19 protein-coding genes and 2 tRNA genes are annotated in these 22,934 nt (G+C 71.4%); 3 read left to right on the forward strand and 18 right to left on the reverse strand.

Annotated elements, in window-relative coordinates; all coding sequences use genetic code 11:
- Positions 1 to 135 precede the first annotated feature (135 nt).
- From leuS to ABT084_RS23145, 9 genes are all read right to left on the reverse strand, one after another.
- Entirely contained in the window at positions 136 to 3,006 is a 2,871-nt protein-coding gene (gene leuS / locus ABT084_RS23105) for a leucine--tRNA ligase (RefSeq protein WP_351047009.1), read from the reverse strand.
- A 257-nt stretch (positions 3,007 to 3,263) separates the two neighbouring features.
- Positions 3,264 to 3,336 (reverse strand) — tRNA-Ala (locus tag ABT084_RS23110).
- A 178-nt stretch (positions 3,337 to 3,514) separates the two neighbouring features.
- Entirely contained in the window at positions 3,515 to 3,748 is a 234-nt protein-coding gene (locus ABT084_RS23115) for a hypothetical protein (RefSeq protein ID WP_008738908.1), read from the reverse strand.
- A 132-nt stretch (positions 3,749 to 3,880) separates the two neighbouring features.
- Positions 3,881 to 3,953 (reverse strand) — tRNA-Ala (locus ABT084_RS23120).
- Positions 3,954 to 4,066: 113 nt separating this feature from the next.
- Positions 4,067 to 4,750, reverse strand: a complete 684-nt coding sequence (locus ABT084_RS23125; RefSeq protein ID WP_351047065.1) for a histidine phosphatase family protein — start codon at positions 4,748 to 4,750, stop codon at positions 4,067 to 4,069.
- The gene (gene rsfS, locus ABT084_RS23130; protein ID WP_351047012.1) at positions 4,747 to 5,193 is read right to left on the reverse strand and encodes a ribosome silencing factor; all 447 of its coding nucleotides are present in this window, start codon (positions 5,191 to 5,193) and stop codon (positions 4,747 to 4,749) included. Before rsfS ends, ABT084_RS23125 begins: the two co-directional genes overlap by 4 nt.
- 130 nt (positions 5,194 to 5,323) lie before the next feature.
- Positions 5,324 to 6,985 (reverse strand): LCP family protein, encoded by a 1,662-nt coding sequence (locus ABT084_RS23135; RefSeq protein ID WP_351047014.1) that lies wholly within the window; start codon positions 6,983 to 6,985, stop codon positions 5,324 to 5,326.
- 30 nt (positions 6,986 to 7,015) lie between these two features.
- A complete protein-coding gene (gene nadD / locus ABT084_RS23140) occupies positions 7,016 to 7,633 on the reverse strand; it encodes a nicotinate-nucleotide adenylyltransferase (protein ID WP_351047015.1) in 618 nt (205 codons plus the stop codon).
- A 109-nt stretch (positions 7,634 to 7,742) separates the two neighbouring features.
- Complete coding sequence (locus tag ABT084_RS23145) at positions 7,743 to 7,910, reverse strand: hypothetical protein (RefSeq protein WP_351047018.1); 168 nt, start codon at positions 7,908 to 7,910, stop codon at positions 7,743 to 7,745.
- A 140-nt stretch (positions 7,911 to 8,050) separates the two neighbouring features.
- On the opposite strand from ABT084_RS23145, the gene ABT084_RS23150 reads away from it, so the two are divergent.
- Entirely contained in the window at positions 8,051 to 9,184 is a 1,134-nt protein-coding gene (locus tag ABT084_RS23150) for a M48 family metallopeptidase (RefSeq protein ID WP_351047021.1), read from the forward strand.
- On the opposite strand, the gene ABT084_RS23155 is transcribed toward ABT084_RS23150, so the two are convergent.
- From ABT084_RS23155 to ABT084_RS23185, 7 genes are all read right to left on the reverse strand, one after another.
- Positions 9,168 to 10,457 carry an SCO2583 family membrane protein gene (locus ABT084_RS23155; RefSeq protein WP_351047024.1) on the reverse strand — a complete coding sequence of 430 codons (1,290 nt, stop codon included), beginning with the start codon at positions 10,455 to 10,457 and terminating at the stop codon, positions 9,168 to 9,170. The genes ABT084_RS23150 and ABT084_RS23155 overlap by 17 nt on opposite strands.
- An 86-nt stretch (positions 10,458 to 10,543) precedes the next feature.
- Positions 10,544 to 11,122, reverse strand: coding sequence for an SCO2584 family spore wall biosynthesis protein (locus ABT084_RS23160; protein ID WP_351047027.1), 579 nt, complete (start codon positions 11,120 to 11,122; stop codon positions 10,544 to 10,546).
- 77 nt (positions 11,123 to 11,199) lie between these two features.
- Positions 11,200 to 12,477, reverse strand: coding sequence for a glutamate-5-semialdehyde dehydrogenase (locus ABT084_RS23165; protein ID WP_351047030.1), 1,278 nt, complete (start codon positions 12,475 to 12,477; stop codon positions 11,200 to 11,202).
- Between the two features lie 208 nt (positions 12,478 to 12,685).
- A complete protein-coding gene (locus ABT084_RS23170; RefSeq protein ID WP_502969012.1) occupies positions 12,686 to 13,189 on the reverse strand; it encodes a DUF8830 family protein in 504 nt (167 codons plus the stop codon).
- Positions 13,190 to 13,202: 13 nt separating this feature from the next.
- Positions 13,203 to 14,330 carry a glutamate 5-kinase gene (gene proB, locus ABT084_RS23175; protein WP_351047035.1) on the reverse strand — a complete coding sequence of 376 codons (1,128 nt, stop codon included), beginning with the start codon at positions 14,328 to 14,330 and terminating at the stop codon, positions 13,203 to 13,205.
- 74 nt (positions 14,331 to 14,404) lie between these two features.
- Entirely contained in the window at positions 14,405 to 14,881 is a 477-nt protein-coding gene (locus ABT084_RS23180; RefSeq protein ID WP_351047037.1) for a GtrA family protein, read from the reverse strand.
- Positions 14,878 to 15,864 carry a glycosyltransferase family 2 protein gene (locus ABT084_RS23185; RefSeq protein WP_351047039.1) on the reverse strand — a complete coding sequence of 329 codons (987 nt, stop codon included), beginning with the start codon at positions 15,862 to 15,864 and terminating at the stop codon, positions 14,878 to 14,880. Before ABT084_RS23185 ends, ABT084_RS23180 begins: the two co-directional genes overlap by 4 nt.
- A gap of 183 nt (positions 15,865 to 16,047) precedes the next feature.
- Between ABT084_RS23185 and ABT084_RS23190 the strand changes: the two genes are divergently transcribed.
- Together ABT084_RS23190 and ABT084_RS23195 are read left to right on the forward strand one after the other, a co-directional pair.
- Positions 16,048 to 18,918, forward strand: a complete 2,871-nt coding sequence (locus tag ABT084_RS23190) for a bifunctional glycosyltransferase/CDP-glycerol:glycerophosphate glycerophosphotransferase (RefSeq protein ID WP_351047042.1) — start codon at positions 16,048 to 16,050, stop codon at positions 18,916 to 18,918.
- Positions 18,915 to 20,096 carry a glycosyltransferase gene (locus ABT084_RS23195; protein ID WP_351047044.1) on the forward strand — a complete coding sequence of 394 codons (1,182 nt, stop codon included), beginning with the start codon at positions 18,915 to 18,917 and terminating at the stop codon, positions 20,094 to 20,096. Before ABT084_RS23190 ends, ABT084_RS23195 begins: the two co-directional genes overlap by 4 nt.
- Before the next feature lie 83 nt (positions 20,097 to 20,179).
- Here the strand turns inward: ABT084_RS23195 and galE are convergent, their stop codons facing one another.
- Both galE and ABT084_RS23205 read right to left on the reverse strand, forming a co-directional pair.
- Positions 20,180 to 21,160, reverse strand: coding sequence for a UDP-glucose 4-epimerase GalE (gene galE, locus ABT084_RS23200; protein ID WP_351047047.1), 981 nt, complete (start codon positions 21,158 to 21,160; stop codon positions 20,180 to 20,182).
- 17 nt (positions 21,161 to 21,177) lie between these two features.
- Entirely contained in the window at positions 21,178 to 22,797 is a 1,620-nt protein-coding gene (locus ABT084_RS23205) for a glycosyltransferase family 2 protein (RefSeq protein ID WP_351047050.1), read from the reverse strand.
- Between the last annotated feature and the right edge of the window lie 137 nt (positions 22,798 to 22,934).

Raw genomic sequence — 22,934 nt, forward strand, 5'->3', positions numbered from 1 at the left:
GGTTCCCTTTCCCCAGAAACTAACGAACCAGAACCGAACGCCCTCCCACCGTAAACGCCACGGGCAGGCCAGGGGTTCCAATCGAACCCCCAACCTGCCCGTACGGGATGACCCCTACACCAGGGTCACGACGCCTCAGATGACGATGTTCACCAGCTTCGGCGCACGCACGATCACCTTGCGGATCTCGGCGCCGCCCAGCGCCTCGACCACGCCCGCGTCGGTCACCGCCAGCTGCTCCAGGTCCGCGTCCGAGATCGTCGGCGGCACCTCCAGACGGGCCTTGACCTTGCCCTTGACCTGCACCACGCAGGTCACGCTCTCGTCCACGACGTACGCCGGGTCCGCGACCGGGAAGTCCTGGTGGACCACCGAGTCCGTGTGGCCCAGGCGGTGCCACAGCTCCTCCGCGATGTGCGGGGCCAGCGGCGCGACCAGCAGCACCAGCTGCTCGGCGACCGTGCGCTCCAGCGGGCGGCCGGCCTTGGTCAGGGCGTTGTTCAGCTCGGTGATCTTGGCGATGGCGGTGTTGAACCGCAGCGCCGCCATGTCGGCGCCCGCCCCGTCGATCGCCTTGTGCAGCGACCGCAGCGTGTCCTCGCCCGGCTCGGCGTCGACCACGGTGACCGCGCCCGACTCCTCGTCCACGATGTTGCGCCACAGGCGCTGCAGCAGCCGGTACTGGCCGACCACGGCGCGGGTGTCCCACGGACGCGAGACGTCCAGCGGGCCCATCGCCATCTCGTACAGGCGCAGGGTGTCCGCGCCGTACTCCTCGCAGATCTCGTCCGGGGTGACGGCGTTCTTCAGGGACTTGCCCATCTTGCCCAGCTCGCGCTTGACCGGCTCGCCCTCGAAGAAGAACTTGCCGTCGCGCTCCTCGACCTCCGTGGCCGAGACCGGGAAACCGCGCACGTCACGGTAGACGAACGCCTGGATCATGCCCTGGTTGTACAGCTTGTGGAACGGCTCGACCGAGGACACGTGGCCCAGGTCGAACAGCACCTTCGACCAGAAGCGCGCGTACAGCAGGTGCAGCACCGCGTGCTCGGCGCCGCCGACGTACAGGTCGACGCCGCCGTGCGGCTGGCCCTCGCGCGGGCCCATCCAGTACTGCTCGACCGCCGGGTCGACCAGCGCCTCGGAGTTGTTCGGGTCCAGGTAGCGCAGCTCGTACCAGCAGGAACCGGCCCAGTTCGGCATGGTGTTGGTCTCGCGGCGGTAGCGCCGGACGCCCTCGCCCCGGCCCAGGTCCAGCTCGACGTCGACCCAGTCCGCCTTGCGCGACAGCGGGGTCTCCGGCTGGCTGGTGGCGTCGTCGGCCTCGAAGGTGCGCGGCGAGTAGTCCTCGACCTCGGGCAGCTCCAGCGGCAGCATCGACTCGGGCAGCGGGTGCGCGACGCCGTCCTCGTCGTAGACGATCGGGAAGGGCTCGCCCCAGTAGCGCTGGCGGCTGAACAGCCAGTCGCGCAGCCGGAAGTTGATCGTGCCCTCGCCGATGCCGCGCTCGGCCAGCCAGTCGGTGATCTTCGCCTTGGCCTCGACGACGCCCAGACCGTCCAGGGACAGGCCCTCGCCCGTCGAGTTCACCAGGGCGGCGTCGTACGAGGCGAACGCGTCGTCCCACTCCGCCGGGTCGGTGCCACGGCCGTCGGACGGCTGCACCACGCAGCGCATCGGCAGTTCGAAGGCGCGCGCGAAGGCGAAGTCGCGGGTGTCGTGCGCCGGGACGGCCATGATCGCGCCGGTGCCGTAGCCCATGAGCACGTAGTCCGCGATGAAGACCGGGACCTGGAGGCCGCTGACCGGGTTGACCGCGTACGCGCCGGTGAAGACGCCGGTCTTGTCCTTGGCCTCGGCCTGGCGCTCGACGTCCGACTTGGACGCGGCCTGCTTGCGGTACGCGGCGACGGCGTCGGCCGGGGTGGCGTGCCCGCCGGTCCAGACGTCGTGCGTGCCCTCGGGCCAGGCGGCCGGGGTGATCTTCTCGACCAGCTCGTGCTCGGGCGCCAGCACCATGTACGTGGCGCCGAACAGCGTGTCGGGGCGGGTGGTGAAGACGGTGATCGCGTCCTCGCCGACGGCGAAGTCGACGCGCGCGCCCTCGCTGCGCCCGATCCAGTTGCGCTGCTGCAGCTTGATGGCCTCGGGCCAGTCCAGCGCGTCCAGGTCGTCCAGCAGGCGGTCCGCGTAGGCGGTGATCCGCATGTTCCACTGGCTCAGCTTGGCCTTGAAGACGGGGAAGTTGCCGCGCTCGGACCGGCCGTCGGCGGTGACCTCCTCGTTGGCCAGTACGGTGCCCAGCCCGGGGCACCAGTTGACGGGCGCGTCCGAGGCGTACGCCAGCCGGTACTCGTTGAGTACGTCGGCGCGCTCGCCGGCGGTCAGCGCGGCCCAGGCGCGGCCTCCGGGGACCTCACGGGAGCCGTCCTCGAAGGCGGCGACCAGCTCGGCGATCGGGCGGGCCGTCTTCGCCTCGGTGTCGTACCAGGAGTTGTAGATCTGCAGGAAGATCCACTGGGTCCACTTGTAGTAGTCCGGGTCGATCGTCGCGAAGGACCGGCGCTTGTCGTGGCCCAGGCCCAGGCGGCGCAGCTGGACCTTCATGTTCTCGATGTTCGCCTCGGTCGACACCCGAGGGTGCGTGCCGGTCTGCACGGCGTACTGCTCGGCCGGCAGGCCGAAGGCGTCGAAGCCCAGGGTGTGCAGGACGTTGTGCCCGGTCATCCGCTGGTGACGGGCGAAGACGTCGGTGGCGATGTACCCCAGCGGGTGGCCGACGTGCAGGCCCGCGCCGGAGGGGTACGGGAACATGTCCATGATGAACTTCTTGGGGCGGGCGACCACGGCCGCGTCCCCGGCCAGGTCACCGGTGGGGTTCGGGGCCTCGTAGGTCCCCTCCGCGTCCCATACGTCCTGCCAGCGTGCCTCGATGTCGGCGGCCATGGCAGCCGTGTAGCGGTGCGCCTCGGCCGCCTCGGGGGCCGCGGTGTTCGTCTCGCTCATGATTTCTGAAGCTCCATCGATCGTCTCTGCCGTCTCTGCCTGCCCAAACGAAAAAACCCCTCGCACAGGAGGGGGCGCCGCGCCGATGCCGACCGTCTCGCGGTCGGCGCTGTTCAGCGCGGCTCGGTAAGCAGGAGGCGTACGGCACGCATGGCGTCAGGGTACCGCAGGGGCCCCGACGCCCGCTCGGCCGTACCGCGGCACGGACACAACGAGAAGCGGGCCACCCGATCCGGGTGACCCGCTTCTCTTCACTGTGGAGCTATGGAGAATTGAACTCCAGACCTCCTGCATGCCATGCAGGCGCTCTACCAACTGAGCTATAGCCCCTTGCGTACTGCCCGCCGCCTCGGTGTTCCTCGCGGTTTCCCTTGGCGACGTCCCAAACATTACACGGTGATGGCCCTGGTCCAAAAATCGGTTTCGGCCGACTCCCGGAGCGGCCCGGCCGGCCCGGTCCAGGGCCTCGGTTCACCCCCGCCGACCACGCCCCGGGCCACGTCCCCGGTCACGCCCGCGCGAACTGGTAGAACCGCTTGAGCGTGCAGTGCTCGTCGAGCAGACGGCCGTAGATCGGCTCTCCTTCGAGCTCCCGGTACGTCTCGATCGGGTCGCCTTTTATGATCAGCGCCCGCGCGCATTCCTCGCACCAGTACTGGTAGTCGGGATTGACCGGGTCCATGTCCCGCACGATCGGCGTGCCGTTGTTGCACCAGTCGCACCGGCGCCGGTGTGCACCCATCCGTCAGCGACTCCCTCCCGCCAGGGGCCGCGATCTCCCCTCCGGCCGTCCGATTCTGCCATGCCGGGGCGGGCGGGGCAGCAGGGACAAAAGCAAGGATCCCGCCCCCTGTTGGGGACGGGATCCTGATTGTGGAGCTATGGAGAATTGAACTCCAGACCTCCTGCATGCCATGCAGGCGCTCTACCAACTGAGCTATAGCCCCGCTCTCCGCTACGCTTCCCCCCGTTTCCGGTGTTCTGCGCTGCGAACAAGAAGAACTCTAGCCTGCGACCCGCCGGAAAGTGAAATCCGGGCCGGTGGGCCGCCGGGACGCCGTCAGACGTCGTCGCCGAGCACCGGTTCCGGCAGCGTGCCGGCGTTGTGCTCCAGCAGCCGCCAGCCCCGCGCGCCCTCACCGAGCACGGACCAGCAGCAGTTGGAGAGCCCGCCGAGGCCCTCCCAGTCGCGCGACTCCAGGCCGAGCAGCCGGCCGATGGTGGTGCGGATGGTGCCGCCGTGGCTGACCACGACCAGAGTGCCGTCCTCGGAGAGCCGGTCCACGTGCTTGAGGACCACCGGAGCCGCCCGGTCGGCGACCTCGGTCTCCAGCTCGCCGCCGCCGCGCCGCACGGGCTCACCGCGCTTCCACGCCGCGTACTGCTCGCCGTACTTGCCGAGGATCTCTTCGTGCGTCAGGCCCTGCCAGGCGCCCGCATACGTCTCGCGCAGCGCCTCGTCGTGCTCGACGGACAGACCCGTGACCGCGGCCAGCTCGGCGGCGGTCGCCGCGGCCCGCTGGAGGTCGGAGGCGACGATGGCCTCGGGTGCCAGCGAGGCGAGCAGCCGGGCGGCGCGGCGCGCCTGCGCCACACCGTCCTCGGTCAGGGCGATGTCCGTGGAGCCCTGGAAGCGGCGCTCCAGGTTCCAGGCGGTCTGGCCGTGGCGCCACAGGACGATCTTGCGGCCGGTCCTCTTCCCGCCGCCGGTGCCGGCGCCCGTGCCGGTGTCGATCGCGCTCAGAACAGATCACCGTCCAGTTCGTCGTCGCTCTGCGTGGCACGCAGAGCGGCGTGCTCCTCGGCCTTGCCCTTGGTGAGCTTGGCGTCCTCGGGCAGGTCGATCTCGGGGCAGTCCTTCCACAGACGCTCCAGCGCGTAGAAGACGCGCTCCTCGCTGTGCTGCACGTGGACGACGATGTCGATGTAGTCGAGCAGGATCCAGCGGGCGTCGCGGTCGCCCTCGCGGCGCACCGGCTTGGCGCCGAGCTCCTTCTGGAGCTTCTCCTCGATCTCGTCGACGATCGACTTGACCTGGCGGTCGTTGGGCGCCGAAGCGAGCAGGAAGGCGTCGGTGATCGACAGCACATCGCTGACGTCGTACGCGATGATGTCGTGCGCGAGCCGGTCGGCCGCGGCCTGGGCGGCGGCGGTGATGAGCTCGATGGAGCGGTCCGTGGCGGTCACTGGCCATGCTTTCGGGTCGGCGGGCAGATCCTTACAAGGGTCTCATGTACCGCCGACACCGCCCGCGCCAAAGCCGTGGCGCGGGCGGAATAGCTGGTCACAGCGGTGCGCGGGGGCGCCCCAGGGGTGATCAGGGAGCCTTGTAGTCCTTGCCGAGGGTGACCACGACGTCGGCGTTCACCGCGCTCTCCGCCTTCTTGACCACCGTCTCGGGCAGCCCCAGCGTCTTGGCCACGTCGATCGCCTTCGCCCGTCGCGCGTCGTCCTGGTAGGTGATCTGCGAGGTGCTCTGGGTGACCGTGGCCTTGCCGCCGTCGACGAAGCCGTAGCCGCCGTTCTGCAGCGCCGCCTTGGCCGCGAGCTGCGTCTTCTCGCTGCCGGTGGCGTCCCGCAGGCCCACGCGCGGGGCCGCGCCGGGGCTGGGGGCGGTCAGGGTGCCGCCGAGGACTTCCTTGACCACCGTCTTGTTGGCCTCGTCGGTCAGGGCGCCGTCGGGCTTCACGGGGAGCACGTCGGTGCGGTACTCGCCGATCTTGGCGTGCTCGGCGAGCTTGGCCAGGGAACTGCCGAGCGCCTTCTCGTTCAGCGAGGGGTCCAGGATCTGGCCGAGCGTCTCCACCGTGACGGTGGCCGCCGCCGGGTCGCTGGGCACCTTGCGCAGCACGGCGTAGAGGACCTTGCCGAAGCGCTCCAGCTGCTTGGTCTCCGGCTCGCCCTGCGCCCGGTACGTGGCGTAGGCGACGGCCATGGGGCCGCTCAGGGTCTGCTTCTGGCCCTGGGCGACGGCCGGGGTCTTGGCCGCGTCGTCGGCGGGGACGGCCGTGTCGGTGTCCACCTCGATCCCGCTGACCAGCTCGACGAGCCGCTCCAGGAAGGGGGTGTCCAGCCGCCAGGTGCCGCCGATGCGGGTGCCGAGCATGGTGTCGAGGGCGTCGCGGGTGCCGCCGAGGCCGTCCTCCTCGACGGACTTGCCGAGGACGGTGGAGCTGCCGTCGTCCTTGGGCACCGTGAGGGTGTTGGGGAGCAGGACGGTGGCGCCCCGCTTGGTCGTGACGTTGTCGACGAGCAGCGCCGTGGAGGTGCCGCCGCGCTTGGTGTTGTGCAGGTGGACGACGATCATGTCGCGCTTCTGCGGCCCGGCGGCCGCCGCGGCCCCCTTCGCTTTCTGCGGCTCGCCGAGGAAGGGCAGCTTGCCCGCGTACCAGAGGTAGCCGAGGCCGCCGACGACGAACAGGGCGAGGACGACGATCAGCGCGACCACCCGGTTCTTGCCCCGGCGGCGGGCCTCCTCGCGGCGTTCGGTGCGGCTCTCGGTGAACTTGAGCCAGTCGATGACGTCCTCGGAGTCCTCGTCCGGCTGGTCGATGAAGGCGAACTGCGCGGTGTGGTACTCCTCGCCCCGGCGCGGCTCGGGGACCTGCGCGGACACCCGCTCCGGAGCCGGGTCGGGGGCCGGGGCCGGGTCGGGGGCCTGCTCCTGCGCCGGGGCGCTCTGCTGCGGGATCCACTGCTGGGTCTGCTGCTGCTGTTGCTGGGGCGGCTGCTGCTGCGCCTGCGCCTGCGCCTGCCCCTGCTGCTGCCCCTGCTGCGGGTAGTAGTACTGCTGTTGCTGCTGGTCGTAGCCCTGCTGGTCGTACTGCTGGACCGGCTGCTGCTGGTACTGCCGCTGGTCGTACGCGGGCTGCTGCCGAGCGGGCACCGGGCCGTACACCGGCTGCCCGTACGCGTCATAGCCGATGAGCTGCTGCTCCTGGCCGGCGTACGGGTCGTACGGCTCCTGTCGGTCGTTCACCGCGGGGCCCCTCTCTGCGGAAGCGGAAGCTCAGGCTCCCCGGTACAGCTCACGCTTGTCGATATAGCGCACCACACCGTCCGGCACCAAGTACCAGACGGGGTCGCCCTGGACCACCCTCGCACGGCAGTCCGTGGACGAGATCGCCAGCGCGGGCACCTCGACCAGGGAGACGCCGCCCTTGGGCAGGCCGTCGTCGGTGAGCACGTGACCCGGTCGGGTCACGCCGATGAAGTGGGCGAGGGCGAACAGCTCCTCGGCGTCGCGCCAGGTGAGGATCTGCGCGAGGGCGTCGGCGCCCGTGATGAAGAACAGGTCCGCGTCGTCATTGCGCGAGCGCAGGTCCCGCAGGGTGTCGATCGTGTACGTCGGGCCGCCGCGGTCGATGTCGATGCGGCTCACCGAGAACTGCGGGTTCGACGCCGTCGCGATGACCGTCATCAGGTAGCGGTCCTCGGCGGCCGAGACGGCCCACTGAGACTTCTGCCACGGTTCACCCGTCGGTACGAAGATCACCTCGTCGAGGTGGAAAAGGGCGGCCACTTCGCTGGCGGCCACCAGGTGGCCGTGGTGGATCGGGTCGAATGTCCCGCCCATCACGCCGAGCCGGCGCTTGACCGGGCCGGTAGGCATTTCCTGCTCTCCCATGAGCGCAGAGCCTACTGGCCCGGTGACGCGGCGAGGACCCGGATCCGAGCACCTGTGCGACGGGGCCGCGCGGGACGCGTGCGTCCCGCGCGCGCGGCCCACCGGCTGCCTAGCGGTCGCGGTTCAGGCGGGTGGTCACCCAGAGCATGAGCAGCAGCAGGAAGAAGGCGCCGCCGCCGGTCAGGTACGGGTTGAGGCTGTCGTGGTTGGTGCCGTGCTCACCGGCGCCCTCCGAGGCGAGGAGGACCAGGTCGTGGGCGGTGGAGGAGAGGCTCATCAGGCTGGTTACCTATCGAGTCGGGGAGCGGGCGGAGACTTCGCTCACATCGTATGCGGGGCCCCGGGGCACGCTCACGCCGACTCAGGCGTTGGGGAAGATGGACGCACGGCACAGCAGGTGGATCGAGGGGGAGCACGATGACCGACGGCACGTCATTCGAGAAGACACCGGCGCGGGACCGCAGGAGGTTCCCCGGCATCTCGTCGCGGGCGTACGAGCATCCGGCGGACCGCTCGGCCCTCGTGGCCCTGCGCAAGCTGAGCGGCTTCGACACGGTCTTCAAGGCCCTCAGCGGGCTGCTTCCGGAGCGGAGCCTGCGGCTGCTGTTCCTGTCGGACTCGGTGCGGGTGGGCGAGACCCAGTTCCCGCACCTGCACGCGATGCTGCTGGACGCCTGTTACATCCTGGACCTGGAGAAGGTCCCGCAGATGTATGTCCAGCAGGACCCGAAGCCCAATGCCATGTGCATCGGGCTGGACGAACCGATCATCGTCGTCACCACGGGCCTGGTGGAGCTGCTGGACGAGGAGGAGATGCGGGCGGTCGTGGGCCACGAGGTGGGTCACGCGCTGTCGGGGCACTCCGTCTACCGCACGATCCTGCTGTTCCTGACGAACCTGGCCCTGAAGGTGGCGTGGATCCCGCTGGGCAATGTGGCGATCATGGCGATCGTCACGGCGCTGCGCGAGTGGTTCCGCAAGTCCGAGCTGTCGGCGGACCGGGCCGGGCTGCTGGTCGGTCAGGACGTCCAGGCCTCGATGCGCGGCCTGATGAAGATCGCGGGCGGCAACCACCTGCACGAAATGAACGTGGACGCGTTCCTCGCCCAGGCCGAGGAGTACGACGCCAGTGGTGACCTGCGCGACTCGGTCCTGAAGATCCTCAACGTGCTGCCGCGCACGCACCCCTTCACCACCGTGCGGGCCGCCGAGCTGAAGAAGTGGGCCGAGAGCCGCGACTTCCAGCGGATCATGGCCGGGCACTACCCGCGCCGCGAGGAGGACAAGGACACCTCGGTGACCGACTCCTTCCGCCAGTCCGCCGCGCACTACGCCGACGCGGTACGCACCAGCAAGGACCCCCTGATGAAGCTGGTCGGCGACATCGCGGGCGGCGCGGGTGACCTGGGCGGCAAGCTGCGCGACAAGTTCACGGGCAGTGGCGCCCCGACCCCGCCGAACGCCTCCGGCGCACCGGGCGCCGAGAGCGGGAGCGACGGCAGGGACACCGGCAAGGACACCGGCACGGGCGGGACTACGGAACGGGGCTGACCCAGAACGCCAGGTCGAGAGGGGCCGCCGCCGGGCCCACAGCCGGGTCGGCGGCCTGGTCGAGCGCCGGGTCGGCCGCCGGGCTCGCGGCCGGGTCCGCCGGGGCGGACGCCGAACCCCCGGCCGGGGCGTTCGTCGGCGGCGGGGCCAGCACCCCGCACAGGCCGGAGGCCCGGCGCGGGCTGCCGCTGGCGTACGGGTCGGTCACGGCCGGGCCCACCGTCGTCGCGGCCGCCCCCGCGAGCAGCGGCCGGAAGCCGCCGGCCGGGTCGGCGGAGCAGTCCTGCGGCCCGGCCACCACGTAGGCCGACAGCAGCTCCACCCGGTGGGCCACCAGGTCGTCGGGGTCGAAGCGCATGCGCAGCTCGCGCCGGACGGTGAAGAGCGACGCGCTGTCGAGGCCCGGCCCGGCGGCGGGCCCGCGCACGGTGTAGACGAAGGTGTGGTCGGTGGTGACCTCCAGCACGTCCGGGGACACCTCCTCGAAGCCCAGCGTGCCGCTCACCCGCACCCGGGAGTCGGCCAGGGTCGCGGTCGCCGCGTCGAAGCGGACCAGCCAGCCCGTGGCGGCGTGCTGCCCGTCCCCCGTGGGGCTGGACATGCTGCGGTCGAACTGGGCCAGCAGATCGGGGTCCAGCAGCACGCGCACCGGCCGCGAGGCGGCGCCGCCCAGCACGTCCGGATCCAGCGAGGACTGGACCAGGTAGTCCTTGGCGGTGGCCAGGGCGGTGAGCACCTGGGTCTCGCTGAAGTGCTGGGTGCGGCGCACCGCGGGCAGGGTGATCCCGGCCGCGCCGACGCGGTATTCGGCGGCCGGGCTCTTCGCGTACAGGTCGGCGGGCTTGCCGCCGGTGACGGTCGTGGTGGGGGCCAGCGGGACCACCGTGGCGGTGAGCGGCTGGGCGTGTCCCGGGGGCGGGGGCACGTACGGACTGCTCAGGCCCATGTAGACCGCCACGGCGAAGGCCATGGAGATCAGCAGGACCAGCAGCAGTCCCTGGCGGGCGGCCCGGCCCGGGGTGCCGGTGTGCGGCCGGGGCGCGCCGGAGGACCACAGGGAGCGGCTGCGCACGGCCCTGGCGTGCTCGCCCATGCGTTCCTCGGCGGAGAACTCCTGGAGCCGGGCAGCCCGGACGAAGTCCTCGTCGAACACGACCGAGCGGTACTCGTCCGACCGGTACTCGTCCGACCGGTAGTCGTCCGGCCGGAATTCGTCCTCGCCCCCGCCGATGCCCTCGGGGGTGCCGTCGGGTGGATCTCCTGGCACGGCCATCGCTTCTCCCCGCTGTCCCCGCTTCAGAGAAGCCCCCTGCCCGGATGCGCACCGGAATGCGGACGCGCGTGAGAGGGGTCGTACCTTCAGGGTTGGCGGCCGACGGGGTACGTAAACTCGCCGGACCCGGTCACTTCCGTCAGCGGGGTGCTCGCGGGCGCCGGAGCGGGGTGCGGAGCCGGGTCGGGGTCGCCCGTGGCGCCGCGGTAGACGGCGCTGAAAGCGAGCGTGACCATGCCGACGCCCATCACGACGGCGAGCACCCAGGCGACGGGCCGCAGCCACCGGGAGCGGCCGCGGTAGGGGCGCAGCGAGCCGCCGTACGCTCCGTAGGGGCCGTATCCGTAGCCGTAGCCGTAGTCGCGGCCGGACTCGTCGAGGCCGTAGCCCTCGGGCCCGTAGCCGTACGGAGGGCCCTCGTGACCCTCGAAGGCGTCGTCGTCGGTGGCCCAGCCGCCCGCGACGGCGGCCGCGCGGGCCTCCGCGTCGGCGCGCGCCCGGTCGCCCGCCCGTTGGCGCTCGAGGGCGCTCGGTTCATGGATCTCGGCGTTCCGGACGAAGGCCTCGTCGAACACCACGGAGGCGAAGTCGTGATCCGCGCCTCCGCGGTCGTCGTCGGGCTCCCCGTCGTCCGGGAATGGCTTGCCCCCCACGTCGTCCGGCACAGGGCCAGCCTAGACCTGGGGGGCTGCTTTGGGCAGGGCATGGGCCGAAATCCGGCCACGCGGGGTGCGGGGTGCGACTACCGAACGTGACCGTCGCCGGTGACGATGTACTTGGTGGACGTCAGCTCCGGGAGTCCCATGGGGCCCCTGGCATGCAGCTTCTGGGTGGAGATCCCGATCTCCGCGCCGAACCCGAACTGACCACCGTCGGTGAACCGGGTGGACGCATTCACGGCGACCGTGGTCGAGTCGACCAGCTGGGTGAACCGGCGCGCGGCGGCCTGCGAGGTCGTCACGATGGCCTCGGTGTGACCGGAGGTCCAGCGGCGGATGTGGGCGACGGCGTCGTCGAGGGAGTCCACGACGCCCGCGGCGATGTCGTAGGACAGGTACTCGGCGGCCCAGTCCTCGTCGGTGGCGGGCAGCGCGGTCACCTTGGACTCCTCGGCGTACGAGAGCACCTCGGCGTCACCGTGGACGGTCACCCCGGCGTCCGCGAGGGCGTCCAGCGCCAGCGGGAGGAAGGCGTGGGCGATGTCGCGGTGGACCAGCAGGGTCTCGGCCGAGTTGCAGACGGAGGGCCGCTGCGCCTTGGAGTTGACGAGGATGTTCACCGCCATGGCGAGGTCGGCCTGCGCGTCGACGTAGACGTGGCAGTTGCCGGTGCCGGTCTCGATGACGGGGACGATGGACTCCTCGACGACCGTCTTGATGAGGGAGGCGCCGCCGCGCGGGATGAGGACGTCCACGAGGCCGCGGGCGCGCATCAGCTCGCGGACGGAGTCGCGGCTCTCGCCGGGGACCAGCTGGATCGCGTCGGCGGGCAGGCCCGCGCTCTCGACCGCGTCGCGCAGGATGGCCACGAGGGCGGTGTTCGAGGCGTAGGCGGAGGAGCTGCCGCGGAGCAGGACGGCGTTGCCGGACTTCAGGCAGAGGGCGGCGGCGTCGACGGTGACGTTGGGGCGGGCCTCGTAGATGATGCCGACGACGCCGAGCGGGACGCGGACCTGGCGCAGGTCGATGCCGTTGGGGAGGGTGGAGCCGCGGACGACCTCGCCGACGGGGTCGGGCAGGGCCGCGACGTCGCGGACGTCGGAGGCGATGGCGCGGATGCGGTCCGCGGTGAGGGTGAGGCGGTCCACGACGGTCTCGCTGGTGCCGGAGGCGGTGGCCTTGGCCGTGTCCTGGGCGTTGGCCTCGATGATCTCGGCCGTGCGGGCCTCCAGCGCGTCCGCGATCGCCAGCAGGGCCCTGTCCTTGGCGGACCGCGGGAGGGGGGCGAGGGCGGCTGCCGCCGTCCTGGCTCGGGTGGCTGTGGCGGTGACGGTGCCTGTGGCGTCGTTCAGCGAGGTCATGGGTGCAGGGTAGTCCCCGGGGGCGGGGGGCCGACCGGGGTTCCACCCCGCGAGACGGGGCCGCCGCGCGGGGCCCCTCCCCTGCCCGCCCCTTCCCGGAACCGGGCTCCGCCCGGACCCGCGCCTCAATCGCCGGCGGGGCTGGGGTGTGCCCCCGGGCTCCGCCCGGACCCGGTCCTCAGACGCCGGACGGGCTGGGGTGTGCCCCTCAGTACGGGTGGACGCCCACCGGGTGGGCCGGTGGGGGGCCGTAGCCTTCGGCTACTCGTTGGTGGTAGGTCGCACGGTCGATGACCTCCAGGCCGACGATCTCCCAGGCCGGGAGCTTCGCCGAGGACCGGTGCTCGCCCCACAGCCGCAGGGCCACGGCGGCCGCGTCGTGGAGGTCGCGGGCCTCCTCCCAGTACCGGATCTCCGCGTGGTCGTCGGCGTACCGGCTGGTCAGCAGGAAGGGGTGGTCGTGGGCCAGCTGTTCCAGCCCGCGCCGGACCTCGGACAGCGGAACCGGTTTGCCCGACACGCTCAGCGTGATGTGCCACAGCCGGGAGTCGTCCCGCTCCTCACCGTGAGCGGAAGCCGCCCCGGCGCAGTCGTTCGAGCCGACGCTGGTCAGTGCTCGTCTCACCAGCCGCCTCCTGTCTGCGCGTTCCGCGTGTCCGCCCCTCACAGTTGACCAGTCCCCGACCGACCGCGCGGCGGTTTTGCCCAACATCGGTCGTGCGGTCTCAGTCCTGGAGCAGTACCAGATCGTCCCGGTGGACGACCTCGCGCTCGTACTCCGGCCCCAGCTCGCGCGCCAGTTCCTTCGTCGAGCGGCCCAGCAGCTGCGGCAGTTCCTTCGCGTCGAAGTTGACCAGGCCCCGGGCGACGGCGCGCCCGTGCCCGTCCCGCAGCTCCACCGGGTCCCCCGCGATGAAGTCGCCGCCGACCGACGCGATGCCCGCGGGCAGCAGCGAGCTGCCGCGTTCGGTCACCGCGCGGACCGCGCCGTCGTCCAGGACGAGGTGGCCCTGGGGGGCGGAGGCGTGCTGGAGCCACAGGAGGCGGTCCGTGGAGCGGCGGCCGGTGGCGTGGAAGTGGGTGCCGGTCCCGCCGCCCGCGAGGGCGTCGGCGGCCTGGCTGGCGGAGGTGAGGACCACCGGGATGCCCGCGGCCGCGGCGATCCGCGCGGCCTCGACCTTGGTGACCATGCCTCCGGTGCCCACGCCCGCCTTGCCCGCGCTGCCGATGGTGACGTGCGCGATGTCCTCGGGGCCGCGCACCTCGTCGAGGCGGGTGGTGCCGGGGAGGGCGGGGTCGCCGTCGTAGAGGCCGTCGACGTCGGAGAGCAGGACCAGGAGGTCGGCGCGGACCAGGTGGGCGACGAGGGCGGCCAGCCGGTCGTTGTCGCCGAAGCGGATCTCGTCCGTGGCGACGGTGTCGTTCTCGTTGACGACGGGCAGGGCGCCCATCGCGAGCAGCTGGTCCAGGGTGCGGTAGGCGTTGCGGTAGTGCGCCCGCCTGCTGGTGTCGTCGGTGGTCAGCAGCACCTGGCCGACGCGGACGCCGTAGCGCGCGAAGGAGGCGGTGTAGCGGGCGACGAGGAGGCCCTGGCCGACGCTGGCGGCGGCCTGCTGGCGGGCGAGGTCCTTGGGGCGGCGGCGCAGTCCGAGCGGGGAGAGCCCGGCGGCGATGGCTCCGCTGGAGACCAGCACGATCTCCTTCTCGCCGCCGCTGCGGGCCTTGGCGAGTACGTCGACCAGGGCGTCCACCCGGTCGGCGTCCAGCCCGCCCGCTGCGGTGGTGAGCGAGGAGGAGCCGACCTTGACCACGATCCTGCGGGCGTCGGCCACGCCCTGCCTTGCCGCTGACACGTCTGTCCCCTTGCCCCTTGCCCGATGTACGGGCCTCAATCTACGGGGTGGCCTCCCGGGCGTGCCCGCCGGTTTCAGACCGTGGACGCGGACGAGGCCTCGGGCCGCTGCGGATCGTCGGCGGGGCCGGCCGGGGCGGCCGGGGCGGCCGGGGCCGCGCCGGAACCCGCCGCGGAACCCGCCCCGGGGACCAGGATGCGCCGCGAGAGCACGTAGGTGAAGGGGATCGCGATGACCGCGGCGATCAGCGGCGCGATCTTCTCGTTCGTGCCGACCCAGCTCACCAGGACGAGCAGGCCCACGGACTGGATCACGTAGTTGGTGATGTTCGTCAGCGGGAAGAGCAGGAACTTCTTCCAGGTGGGCTTGGTGCGGTAAGTGAAGTAGGTGTTCATGAAGAACGAGCCGACCATCGCCAGCACGAAGGCCAGGGAGTAGGCGGCGAAGTACGGCATGTAGGGGTGCAGCAGCAGGTACAGCACGAAGAAGGTGCCGGTGTTCACCCCGCCGACGAGGCCGAAGCGCAGGAGCTGGCCGAGCTGGCTCTTCATCGGACGTCCTGCTCCGTGGGGACGGCAGCGGGAGCGACGGTGCGCGGTTCCGCCACGGCGACGCCGTGCGATTCCTTGACGAGGAAGTGCGGGCGGCGCTTGGTCTCGTAGTAGATGCGGCCGATGTACTCGCCGATCAGACCCAGCATGATCATCTGGACGCCGCCGATGCCGACGATGATGGCGACGAGCGTGACGTAACCGGGTGAGTCGACGCCGTTGGTGATCGCCATGACGGTGATCCACAGGGCGTACACGGCGGTCAGGGCGACCAGCGACACGCCCGCCCAGATCCCGATCCGCAGCGGCCGGTTGTTGAAGGAGATCAGGCCGTCCATGCCGTAGTTCAGCAGGGATCCGAGCTTCCACTTCGTCTCGCCGGCCTCGCGCTGGGCGTTGCGGTAGTCGAAGTGGACGGTGTCGAAGCCGATCCAGGAGAAGAGGCCCTTGGAGAAGCGGTTGTACTCGGGCAGCGCGAGCAGCGCGTCCACGGCGGGGCGGGAGAGCAGGCGGAAGTCGCCGACGCCGTCGGTCAGCTCCACGTCGACCCAGCGGTTGATGCCGCGGTAGTAGATCCGGCTCAGGGCGCTGCGCAGCTTCTTGTCGCCCTCGCGGGTGCGGCGGGCGATGACCTGGTCGTGGCCCTGCCGGTAGTGGTCGAGCATGGTGGCGATGAGGTCCGGCGGGTGCTGGAGGTCCGCGTCCATGATCACGACGGCGTCGCCGGTGGCCTCGCGCAGGCCCGCGAGCATGCCGGCCTCCTTGCCGAAGTTGCGGCTGAAGGAGACGTACCGGGTCTGGTCGCCGTGCTCGGCGGCGATCTTGCGGAGCTTGCCGAGGGTGCCGTCGCGGCTGCCGTCGTCGACGTAACAGACCTCGTACTCGACGGGGAGGGCATCCAGGACCCGCCGGATCTCGGCGTCGAAGCTGTCGATGACCGCTTCTTCGTTGTAGCAGGGGACTACTACGGACAGCTTCGTCATGAACACTTCCTGCTGGGTCCGAACGGGTGATTGTCAGCGGCCCGACCCGGCGCACACCTCTTCCTTAGAAGTATGCACGCCGTCGGACGGCCTGCCTGAGCTGCCTGCGGTACACGGTAGCTTTGACCGGCGGGGGGTCCCTCCGGACGGAGTCCGGGGGCGGAACGGAACAACAAGATCGAGGTGCACGTGCCTGACGTCTCCGTGGTCGTCATCGTCTACAACGACGCAGAGCGTCTGCCGACAGCGGTGCGGTCGGTTCTGGACCAGACTCTCAACGGGGTCGAAGTCGTGATCGTCGACGACTGCAGCAAGGACCGGTCCTTCGGGATCGCCAAGGAACTGGAAGCGGCCCATCCGGGCCGGGTCCGGGCCTTCCAGCTGCCCGAGAACAGCGGCGGCTGCGGCGCCCCGCGCAATCACGGCATCCGGCAGGCGACCGGTACCTACGTCATGTTCCTGGACAGCGACGACGTGCTCGAGCGCAACGCCTGCCGGAACATGCTCGACGCCGCCGAGCGGACCGGTTCCGACCTGGTCGCCGGCATGTGCGTCCGGGTCCACCTGGACAACCGGTTCGGCAAGACGACCGAGTGGTACCCCTGGATCTACTCCCGCACCCGCACGCTGGAGTCGATCACCGAGTACCCGGACCTGCTCGTCTACGACACCCTCTCGACGAACAAGTGCTACCGCCGCGCGTTCCTGCTGGAGCAGGGGCTGGAGTTCCCGGTCGGGATCCACTACGAGGACCTGCTCTTCTCGGCGCAGGCGTACGTCGCGGCCCGCCGGATCACGCTGATCCCCAACCAGGTCTACTTCTGGAACGTGGTCGAGAAGGCCGCGGCCAAGTCGATCAGCAACCGGCGCCACGAGATCGCGAACTTCGTCCACCGGATGGAGATCCACCGCCGGGTCGACGAGCTGCTCGCGAGCAAGGGCCACGACCAGATCAAGTCCGCCAAGGACGCCAAGTTCCTCAAGCACGACCTCGTGCTGCACCTGCGCGACCTGCGGCTGCTGGACGATGACTACCGCCAGGAGTTCGCGCGCCTGGCCAACGGCTACCTCGCGGGCATCGACCCGGCCGCGTACGAGCACGTCACCGCCCTCCAGGCGATCTGCGCGTACCTGCTCGGCAAGGAGGACTGGGACAACCTGCTCCCGGCCGCCGACGCGATGACCAACAAGGGGCGGCTGTGCTCCCCCCTCGCCGAGCGCGACGGGCGCGTCTACTGGTGCGCCGAGCACCTCGACGACGCCGAGGGCCGCCGGATACTGGACGTCACCGAGGAGGGCTTCCACACCACCCCCCTCACCTCCCTCACCCTGGGCAACCGGCTCACCTCGTACGAGGACGACGGCCGCGGGACGGTCACCATGTCCGGCGCCGTCGTGAACCCGCTCGGCCGGATCGGTCCCGACGTGGAGCTGAGCGCCGAGCTGGAGTTCCGGGCCCGGCGGCAGATCGGGGTGCGGTCCTTCCGCTTCCCGGTGGCAACCGTGCGCCACGCCGGTGACACGATCGAGTGGACCGTCACGGCCGACATCGGCTCGACCGTGCGCCCGCTCGGCATCATCGACGCCGTCTGGGACGTCCGGCTCAAGATGAAGGCCGGCAAGGACCGCATCTCCACGCGCGTCTCGACCGGCAGTTTGGACCTGGACTCGGCGACCGCCCTGCGCGTGCGCCCCCGGCTGACCCGGCTGGTCTCCGACCGCTTCGAGCCGGAGATCACCAAGAAGGGCAACCTCTCCTACGTCCTGACCGCCGCGGGCCCCGCCGCCGTCCGCACCCAGAGCCTGATCAACAACGCCATACACGGCAAGGCCGCCGGCGTGGTCAAGCGCGGACTGCGCAAGGCACTGCGGGCCCGGCGCAACCTCGGTTCGGGCGAGCAGAAGGTGAAGGTCTACCACGAGGTCTTCTCGAAGCTGCCCGTAAAGAAGGGCACGGTCGTCTTCGAGAGCCACATGGGCAAGCAGTACAGCGACAGCCCCAAGGCGATCTACGAGGAGATGGTCCGCCAGGGCGTCGCCTTCGAGGCGGTGTGGTCCTACGCGGGCGCCCGCCCGACCGGCTTCCCCAAGGAGGCCACCCTGGTCAGGCGCTGGAGCTGGCCGTACCTGCGGGCGCTGGCCCAGGCCGAGTTCTGGATCGACAACCAGGGCTTCCCGCTGGCGCTGGCCAAGCGCCCGGGGACGACGTACATCCAGACCTGGCACGGCTCCGCCCTCAAGCGGATGGGCTTCCACGAGCCGCGCACCAAGGCGCAGGGGCGCGCGGGGCAGGACAAGTTCCAGAAGGCGGTGGACCGCTTCGACCACTTCCTGATCCGCTCGGAGCACGACACCCGCACCCTCGCCAAGGGCTTCCGGCTGCGCGACGAGGTCCTGCTGCGCACCGGTTACCCGCGCAACGACGCCCTGGTCGCGGCGCACCGCGCCGAGGCGGACAGCGGGGAGCGGGTGCGCGGGCCGCTCGCCGCGGAGCTGGGCATCGACCCGGCGAAGAAGGTGCTGCTGTACGCGCCGACCTTCCGGGCGACCGCGGAGGGCGCGGTGGAGGGCTTCGCGTTCCCCTTCGACGTGGAGGAGTTCGCGGACCGGCTCGGCGACCGCTTCACGCTGCTGGTGCGCACGCACTACCTCAACAGCGTGTCGCTGCCGCCGTCGGTGGCGGGCCGGGTGATCGACGTGTCCCGCAGGCACGACATCACCCCGCTGCTGGAACTGGCCGACGGGCTGATCACCGACTACTCGTCCGTGATGTTCGACTACGCCGTCCTCGACCGGCCGATGCTGTTCTTCGCCTACGACTACGAGAAGTACTCGACGGACATCCGCGGGACGTACTTCGACCTGAAGGAGAAGGCCCCGGGCCCGGTCGTGGCCACGGCGGACGAACTCCTGCAGGCACTGGCCGCCTTCGAGGAGGCGGACGGCAAGTACGCGGAGTCACGCGCCCGTTTCCTCGCCGAGTTCGGTGAGTACGACCGCGGGGACGCGGCCCGCCAGATCGTCGAGAAGTTCTTCACCAGGGGTGGCAAGTGAGCGAGCAGAGCGCCGGTTCGGTGGCGGCCGACGGGCGGGACGTCTTCATCGTCTCCAACAGCGTGGACGAGCTGGGCGGGGTGACCACCTGGTCGCACCAGATGGCCCGGCTCCTGACCGACCGCGGCCACCGGGTGCACGTCATCGGCATCGCCCCGGTCGCCGAGGAGATCCGCCAGCACTTTCCGGCGGACCTCCCCTACGCCACGAGCACCCTGTACGACGCCCACCCGCCGGCGGCCCGCCGGCTGCACGGCATCAAGGGGCGCCTCAACGCGCCCGAGCGGCGTCGGCAGGCGGCCCGCCGGGCCGGGATGCGGGCGAAGGCCGAGCAGCTGAGCGCGCTGTTCCGGGCGGCCCGCCCGGGCGCCGTCGTGATCGTCACCCAGGTCTGGGCGATGGAGTGGGTGGGGCTCAGCGACACCAAGGGGCTCACCGTCATCGGGATGAGCCACGAGTCCTTCGAGGCCAGCCACAAGTCCACCCGCGCGGCCCGGGTCCGGCGCCACTACCGCGACGTGGACCGGATGCTGGTGCTGACCCCCGAGGACGCGGACCTCTGGATCCGGTCCGGGATGCAGAACGTCGGCAGCATGCCCAACCCGCTGCCGTTCATGCCGGACTCCCCCGCGCCGCGCACCGAGAAGGTCGTCGCCTGCGTGGGCCGCCTCGCCGACGAGAAGGGCGTCGACCTGCTGCTCGACGCCTGGGCGGACGCCGTCCCGCAGCACCCCGACTGGACCCTGCGGATCTACGGCGCGGGCGTGGACGCGGCGATGCTGCGCGAGCGCTGCACCTCGCTCGGCCTGGACGACTCGGTCGAGTGGATGGGCAGCACGGACGACGTGCTGGGCGCGCTGCGCGGGGCCTCGGTGTTCGCGCAGGCCTCGCGGGCCGAGGGGTTCCCGATCACCCTGCTGGAAGCGATGGCGGCGGGCGTGCCCTGCGCGGCCTTCGACTGCGCGCCGGGCGTGCGGGCGATCGTCACCCACGGGGAGGACGGGCTGCTCGCGCGGCTCGGCAACACCATGGAGCTGGCCGGGCACCTGCGCCTGCTGATGGCGGACAAGGAGCTGCGCGACCGGATGGGCGACGCCGCCTTCCAGAGCGTGCGCCGCTATTCCAGCGCCGAGATCACCGACCGGTGGGAGCACCTGTTCGCGTTCCTGGAGCGCTGACCGGCCCGCGGTACGACGAAGCCGCCCGCCCCGGTGCTGGAGACCGGGGCGGGCGGCTTCGTGCGTGGCGAGGCCTGGCGTGCTCAGGCCTTGCGGTTGGCTTCCCAGCCCGCCCACGCCGAAGTGATCATCTCCCGGACGTCGTGGCGGGCCTTCCAGCCCAGCTCCGCCGCGATGCGCTCGGCCGAGGCGACGACCTTCGCCGGGTCGCCGGGGCGGCGCGGGGTGACGACGGGCGCGATGTCGTGCCCCGTGTTCTCGTTCAGCAGGCGGACCATCTCCCGTACGGAGACGCCCTCGCCGCGCCCGATGTTGACGGTGAGGTCCTGGTACTCGCCCCGCGCGGCCCATTCGGCGAGCTTGCGCGCGGCTACGAGGTGGGCGTCGGCGAGGTCCTCGACGTGGATGTAGTCGCGGATGCAGGTGCCGTCCGGGGTCGGGTAGTCGTCACCGAAGATCCGGGCGCCCTCACCGGCGTCGTAGCGCTCGAAGACCATCGGGACCAGGTTGTAGACGCCGGTGTCGGCGAGCTCGGGGGTGGCCGCGCCCGCCACGTTGAAGTAGCGCAGGCAGGCGGTGGAGATGCCGTGGGCCTTGCCCGCCGCGCGGACCAGCCACTCTCCGGCGAGCTTGGTCTCGCCGTACGGGCTCAGCGGCGCGCACGGGGTCTCCTCGGTGACCAGGTCCACGTCGGGCATGCCGTACACGGAGGCGGAGGAGGAGAAGAGGAAGCTGCGGATCCCGGCGGCGGCGACCGCTTCCAGCAGGACCGTGAGGCCCTGGACGTTCTCGTGGTAGTAGTACGTCGGCTTCTCGACGGACTCGCCGACCTGCTTCTTGCCCGCCAGGTGGACCACGCCGGTGATGGCGTACTGCTGGAAGGTCTCGTCGAGGACGAGGCGGTCCAGGACCGAGCCGATCACCAGGGGAACGCCCTCCGGGACGCGGTCGGCGTTGCCCGTGGAGAGGTCGTCCAGGACGACGACCTCCTCACCGGCCAGCAGCATCGCGCGGACGACGTGTGCGCCGATGTAACCGGCGCCTCCGGTGATCAGAAAGGTCATGCGTATTCTCCCGAGCTCTAGCGTGACCGGCGGCCCGGACGGGCGCGGTCGAGGCGGTTGCGTACGAAGGTGGCGGCGCCCTCCGCGCCGGGTGCGAGCCGCAGCGCGAGCGATCCGGCGGCCGTGCGGTAGGGCTGCGTCAGCAGAACACCGTACCGGCCGCTGAGCAGTGCGCGGCGCCGCAGCAGATCGCCGAGCGGGCGCAGGGAGGTGAGCAGGGAGCTGCCGTCCGCGCAGTCCACGCTCACGCGCACGTCCCATGCCTGGATCCCGCGCAGGCCGCGGCGGCGGCCGGTGGCGGCCAGTGCGGCGAGCCGGAAGGGCAGCTCGGCGCTCCAGCCGTCCGCGCCGTCGGGGCGCAGCTCGACGGCCGGGACCACGACCGGTTCGCCGCCCGCGCGCGGGACGAAGCGCAGCTGCGCGGTGCGGGGCGCGGCCTCGGCGAGGCGCCCGTACAGGTCGTGGACACGGAGGAAAAGACGCGCTCCGCCGCCGGCCGGTTCCGCGTCGACGGTCACGGGGAGCTCGGCGACGGGCAGCTCGGCGAGCCCGTCGAGGACGGCGGGGGTCTCCTCGCTCCACACCGGGGTGCCGTCGGCGCGCCGGGCGTACGGCGGCAGCAGCCGCGGCGGTTCGGCGGCGAAGCGGGTCAGGCGCCGGATGTCGGCGGGCGGGGTGGGGGTGGCGCGCAGCACCCGCACGATCCAGCGGGCGCGGGCACCGGCCGCCTCGACGGCGGCCTCGTCGAACCCGGCGACGTAGTCCCTGGTCAGGGTCCACCAGGCGGCCTGGTAGTCGGGGTCGGTGCCCAGCTCCCGCAGGTACATCCGCAGGTCGTACTCCAGGAACTTGACCTGGCAGGCGAGGCCGAGGGCGGGATCGGCGGCGGTGATGATCCCGGCCGCGGTGCGGTGGGCCTCGACGCGGGCGGCCCAGTTCCCGACGTCCTTGCGGTCCAGGGAGATCGACACCCGGGCGGCGGCGCGGCGCACGTGCCAGACGTAGACCAGGTCGGGGACGACCGCGATGCGGGGGGCGGCGGCCAGGACGCGGGCGGTGAAGACGAAGTCCTCGTAGACGAAGCGGCCGTCGGGGAAGCGGATCCCGTGCTTGTCGAGGAAGGACCGCTCGTACAGCTTGTTGACGCACAGGGTGTCGCGGACCAGCCCGGGCTCGTCCGCGGGCCGCTCGATCACCTCGCCGGGGGTGTAGAGCCCGGGCATCCAGGGCACGTCGTGGCCCTGCGGCAGCTCGCGCCGTACGCACGCGCCGACGGTGACGGGCGCGCGGTGCTCCTCGGCGGCGCGCACGAGGGCCTCGACGGCTCCCGGGGGCAGCACGTCGTCGCTGTCGAGGAAGAGGACGTACGGCTCGGTCGCGGCCGCGATCCCGTCGTTGCGGGGCGTGCCGCAGCCCCCGCTGTTCCCGGTGCGGTGCACGACCTTGAGGCGCGGGTGTACGGCGGCCAGCTCGTCCAGCACCCTGGCGGTGCCATCGGCGGACGCGTCGTCGACCGCGATGACCTCGCCCACCAGGGGGCCCTGGGCGAGGGCCGAGGTGACGGCTTCGCCCACGAGCGCGGCGTCGTTGTACGCGATCACCACGACGGAGACGCGGGGAGTGTTGCTGCTGCTCACCCAAGGATCCTATGGGACGTCCGGGTCGCGGAGACCGGTACCGGTCCACTCCGTGCGAAAGCCCCCGCAAAGGTCCCTGGGGGACCTCGGCGGGGGCTCTCGGCGCACGGGCGTCAACCGCGGTCGCGCGACGCGGT

Source organism: Streptomyces sp. NPDC002138 (assembly GCF_040296485.1).
Classification (GTDB): Bacteria; Actinomycetota; Actinomycetes; order Streptomycetales; family Streptomycetaceae; genus Streptomyces.

Bases quoted from the DNA above. Each gene is read 5' to 3' on its own strand.
- leuS (WP_351047009.1), bottom strand. From the start codon at position 3,006: ATGAGCGAGACGAACACCGCGGCCCCCGAGGCGGCCGAGGCGCACCGC.
- galE (WP_351047047.1), bottom strand. From the start codon at position 21,160: ATGACCTTTCTGATCACCGGAGGCGCCGGTTACATCGGCGCACACGTC.
- ABT084_RS23145 (WP_351047018.1), bottom strand. From the start codon at position 7,910: ATGAGCCTCTCCTCCACCGCCCACGACCTGGTCCTCCTCGCCTCGGAG.
- nadD (WP_351047015.1), bottom strand. From the start codon at position 7,633: ATGGGAGAGCAGGAAATGCCTACCGGCCCGGTCAAGCGCCGGCTCGGC.
- ABT084_RS23155 (WP_351047024.1), bottom strand. From the start codon at position 10,457: ATGGCCGTGCCAGGAGATCCACCCGACGGCACCCCCGAGGGCATCGGC.
- ABT084_RS23170 (WP_502969012.1), bottom strand. From the start codon at position 13,189: ATGTTGGGCAAAACCGCCGCGCGGTCGGTCGGGGACTGGTCAACTGTG.
- ABT084_RS23115 (WP_008738908.1), bottom strand. From the start codon at position 3,748: ATGGGTGCACACCGGCGCCGGTGCGACTGGTGCAACAACGGCACGCCG.
- ABT084_RS23165 (WP_351047030.1), bottom strand. From the start codon at position 12,477: ATGACCTCGCTGAACGACGCCACAGGCACCGTCACCGCCACAGCCACC.
- ABT084_RS23185 (WP_351047039.1), bottom strand. From the start codon at position 15,864: ATGACGAAGCTGTCCGTAGTAGTCCCCTGCTACAACGAAGAAGCGGTC.
- ABT084_RS23150 (WP_351047021.1), top strand. From the start codon at position 8,051: ATGACCGACGGCACGTCATTCGAGAAGACACCGGCGCGGGACCGCAGG.
- ABT084_RS23180 (WP_351047037.1), bottom strand. From the start codon at position 14,881: ATGAAGAGCCAGCTCGGCCAGCTCCTGCGCTTCGGCCTCGTCGGCGGG.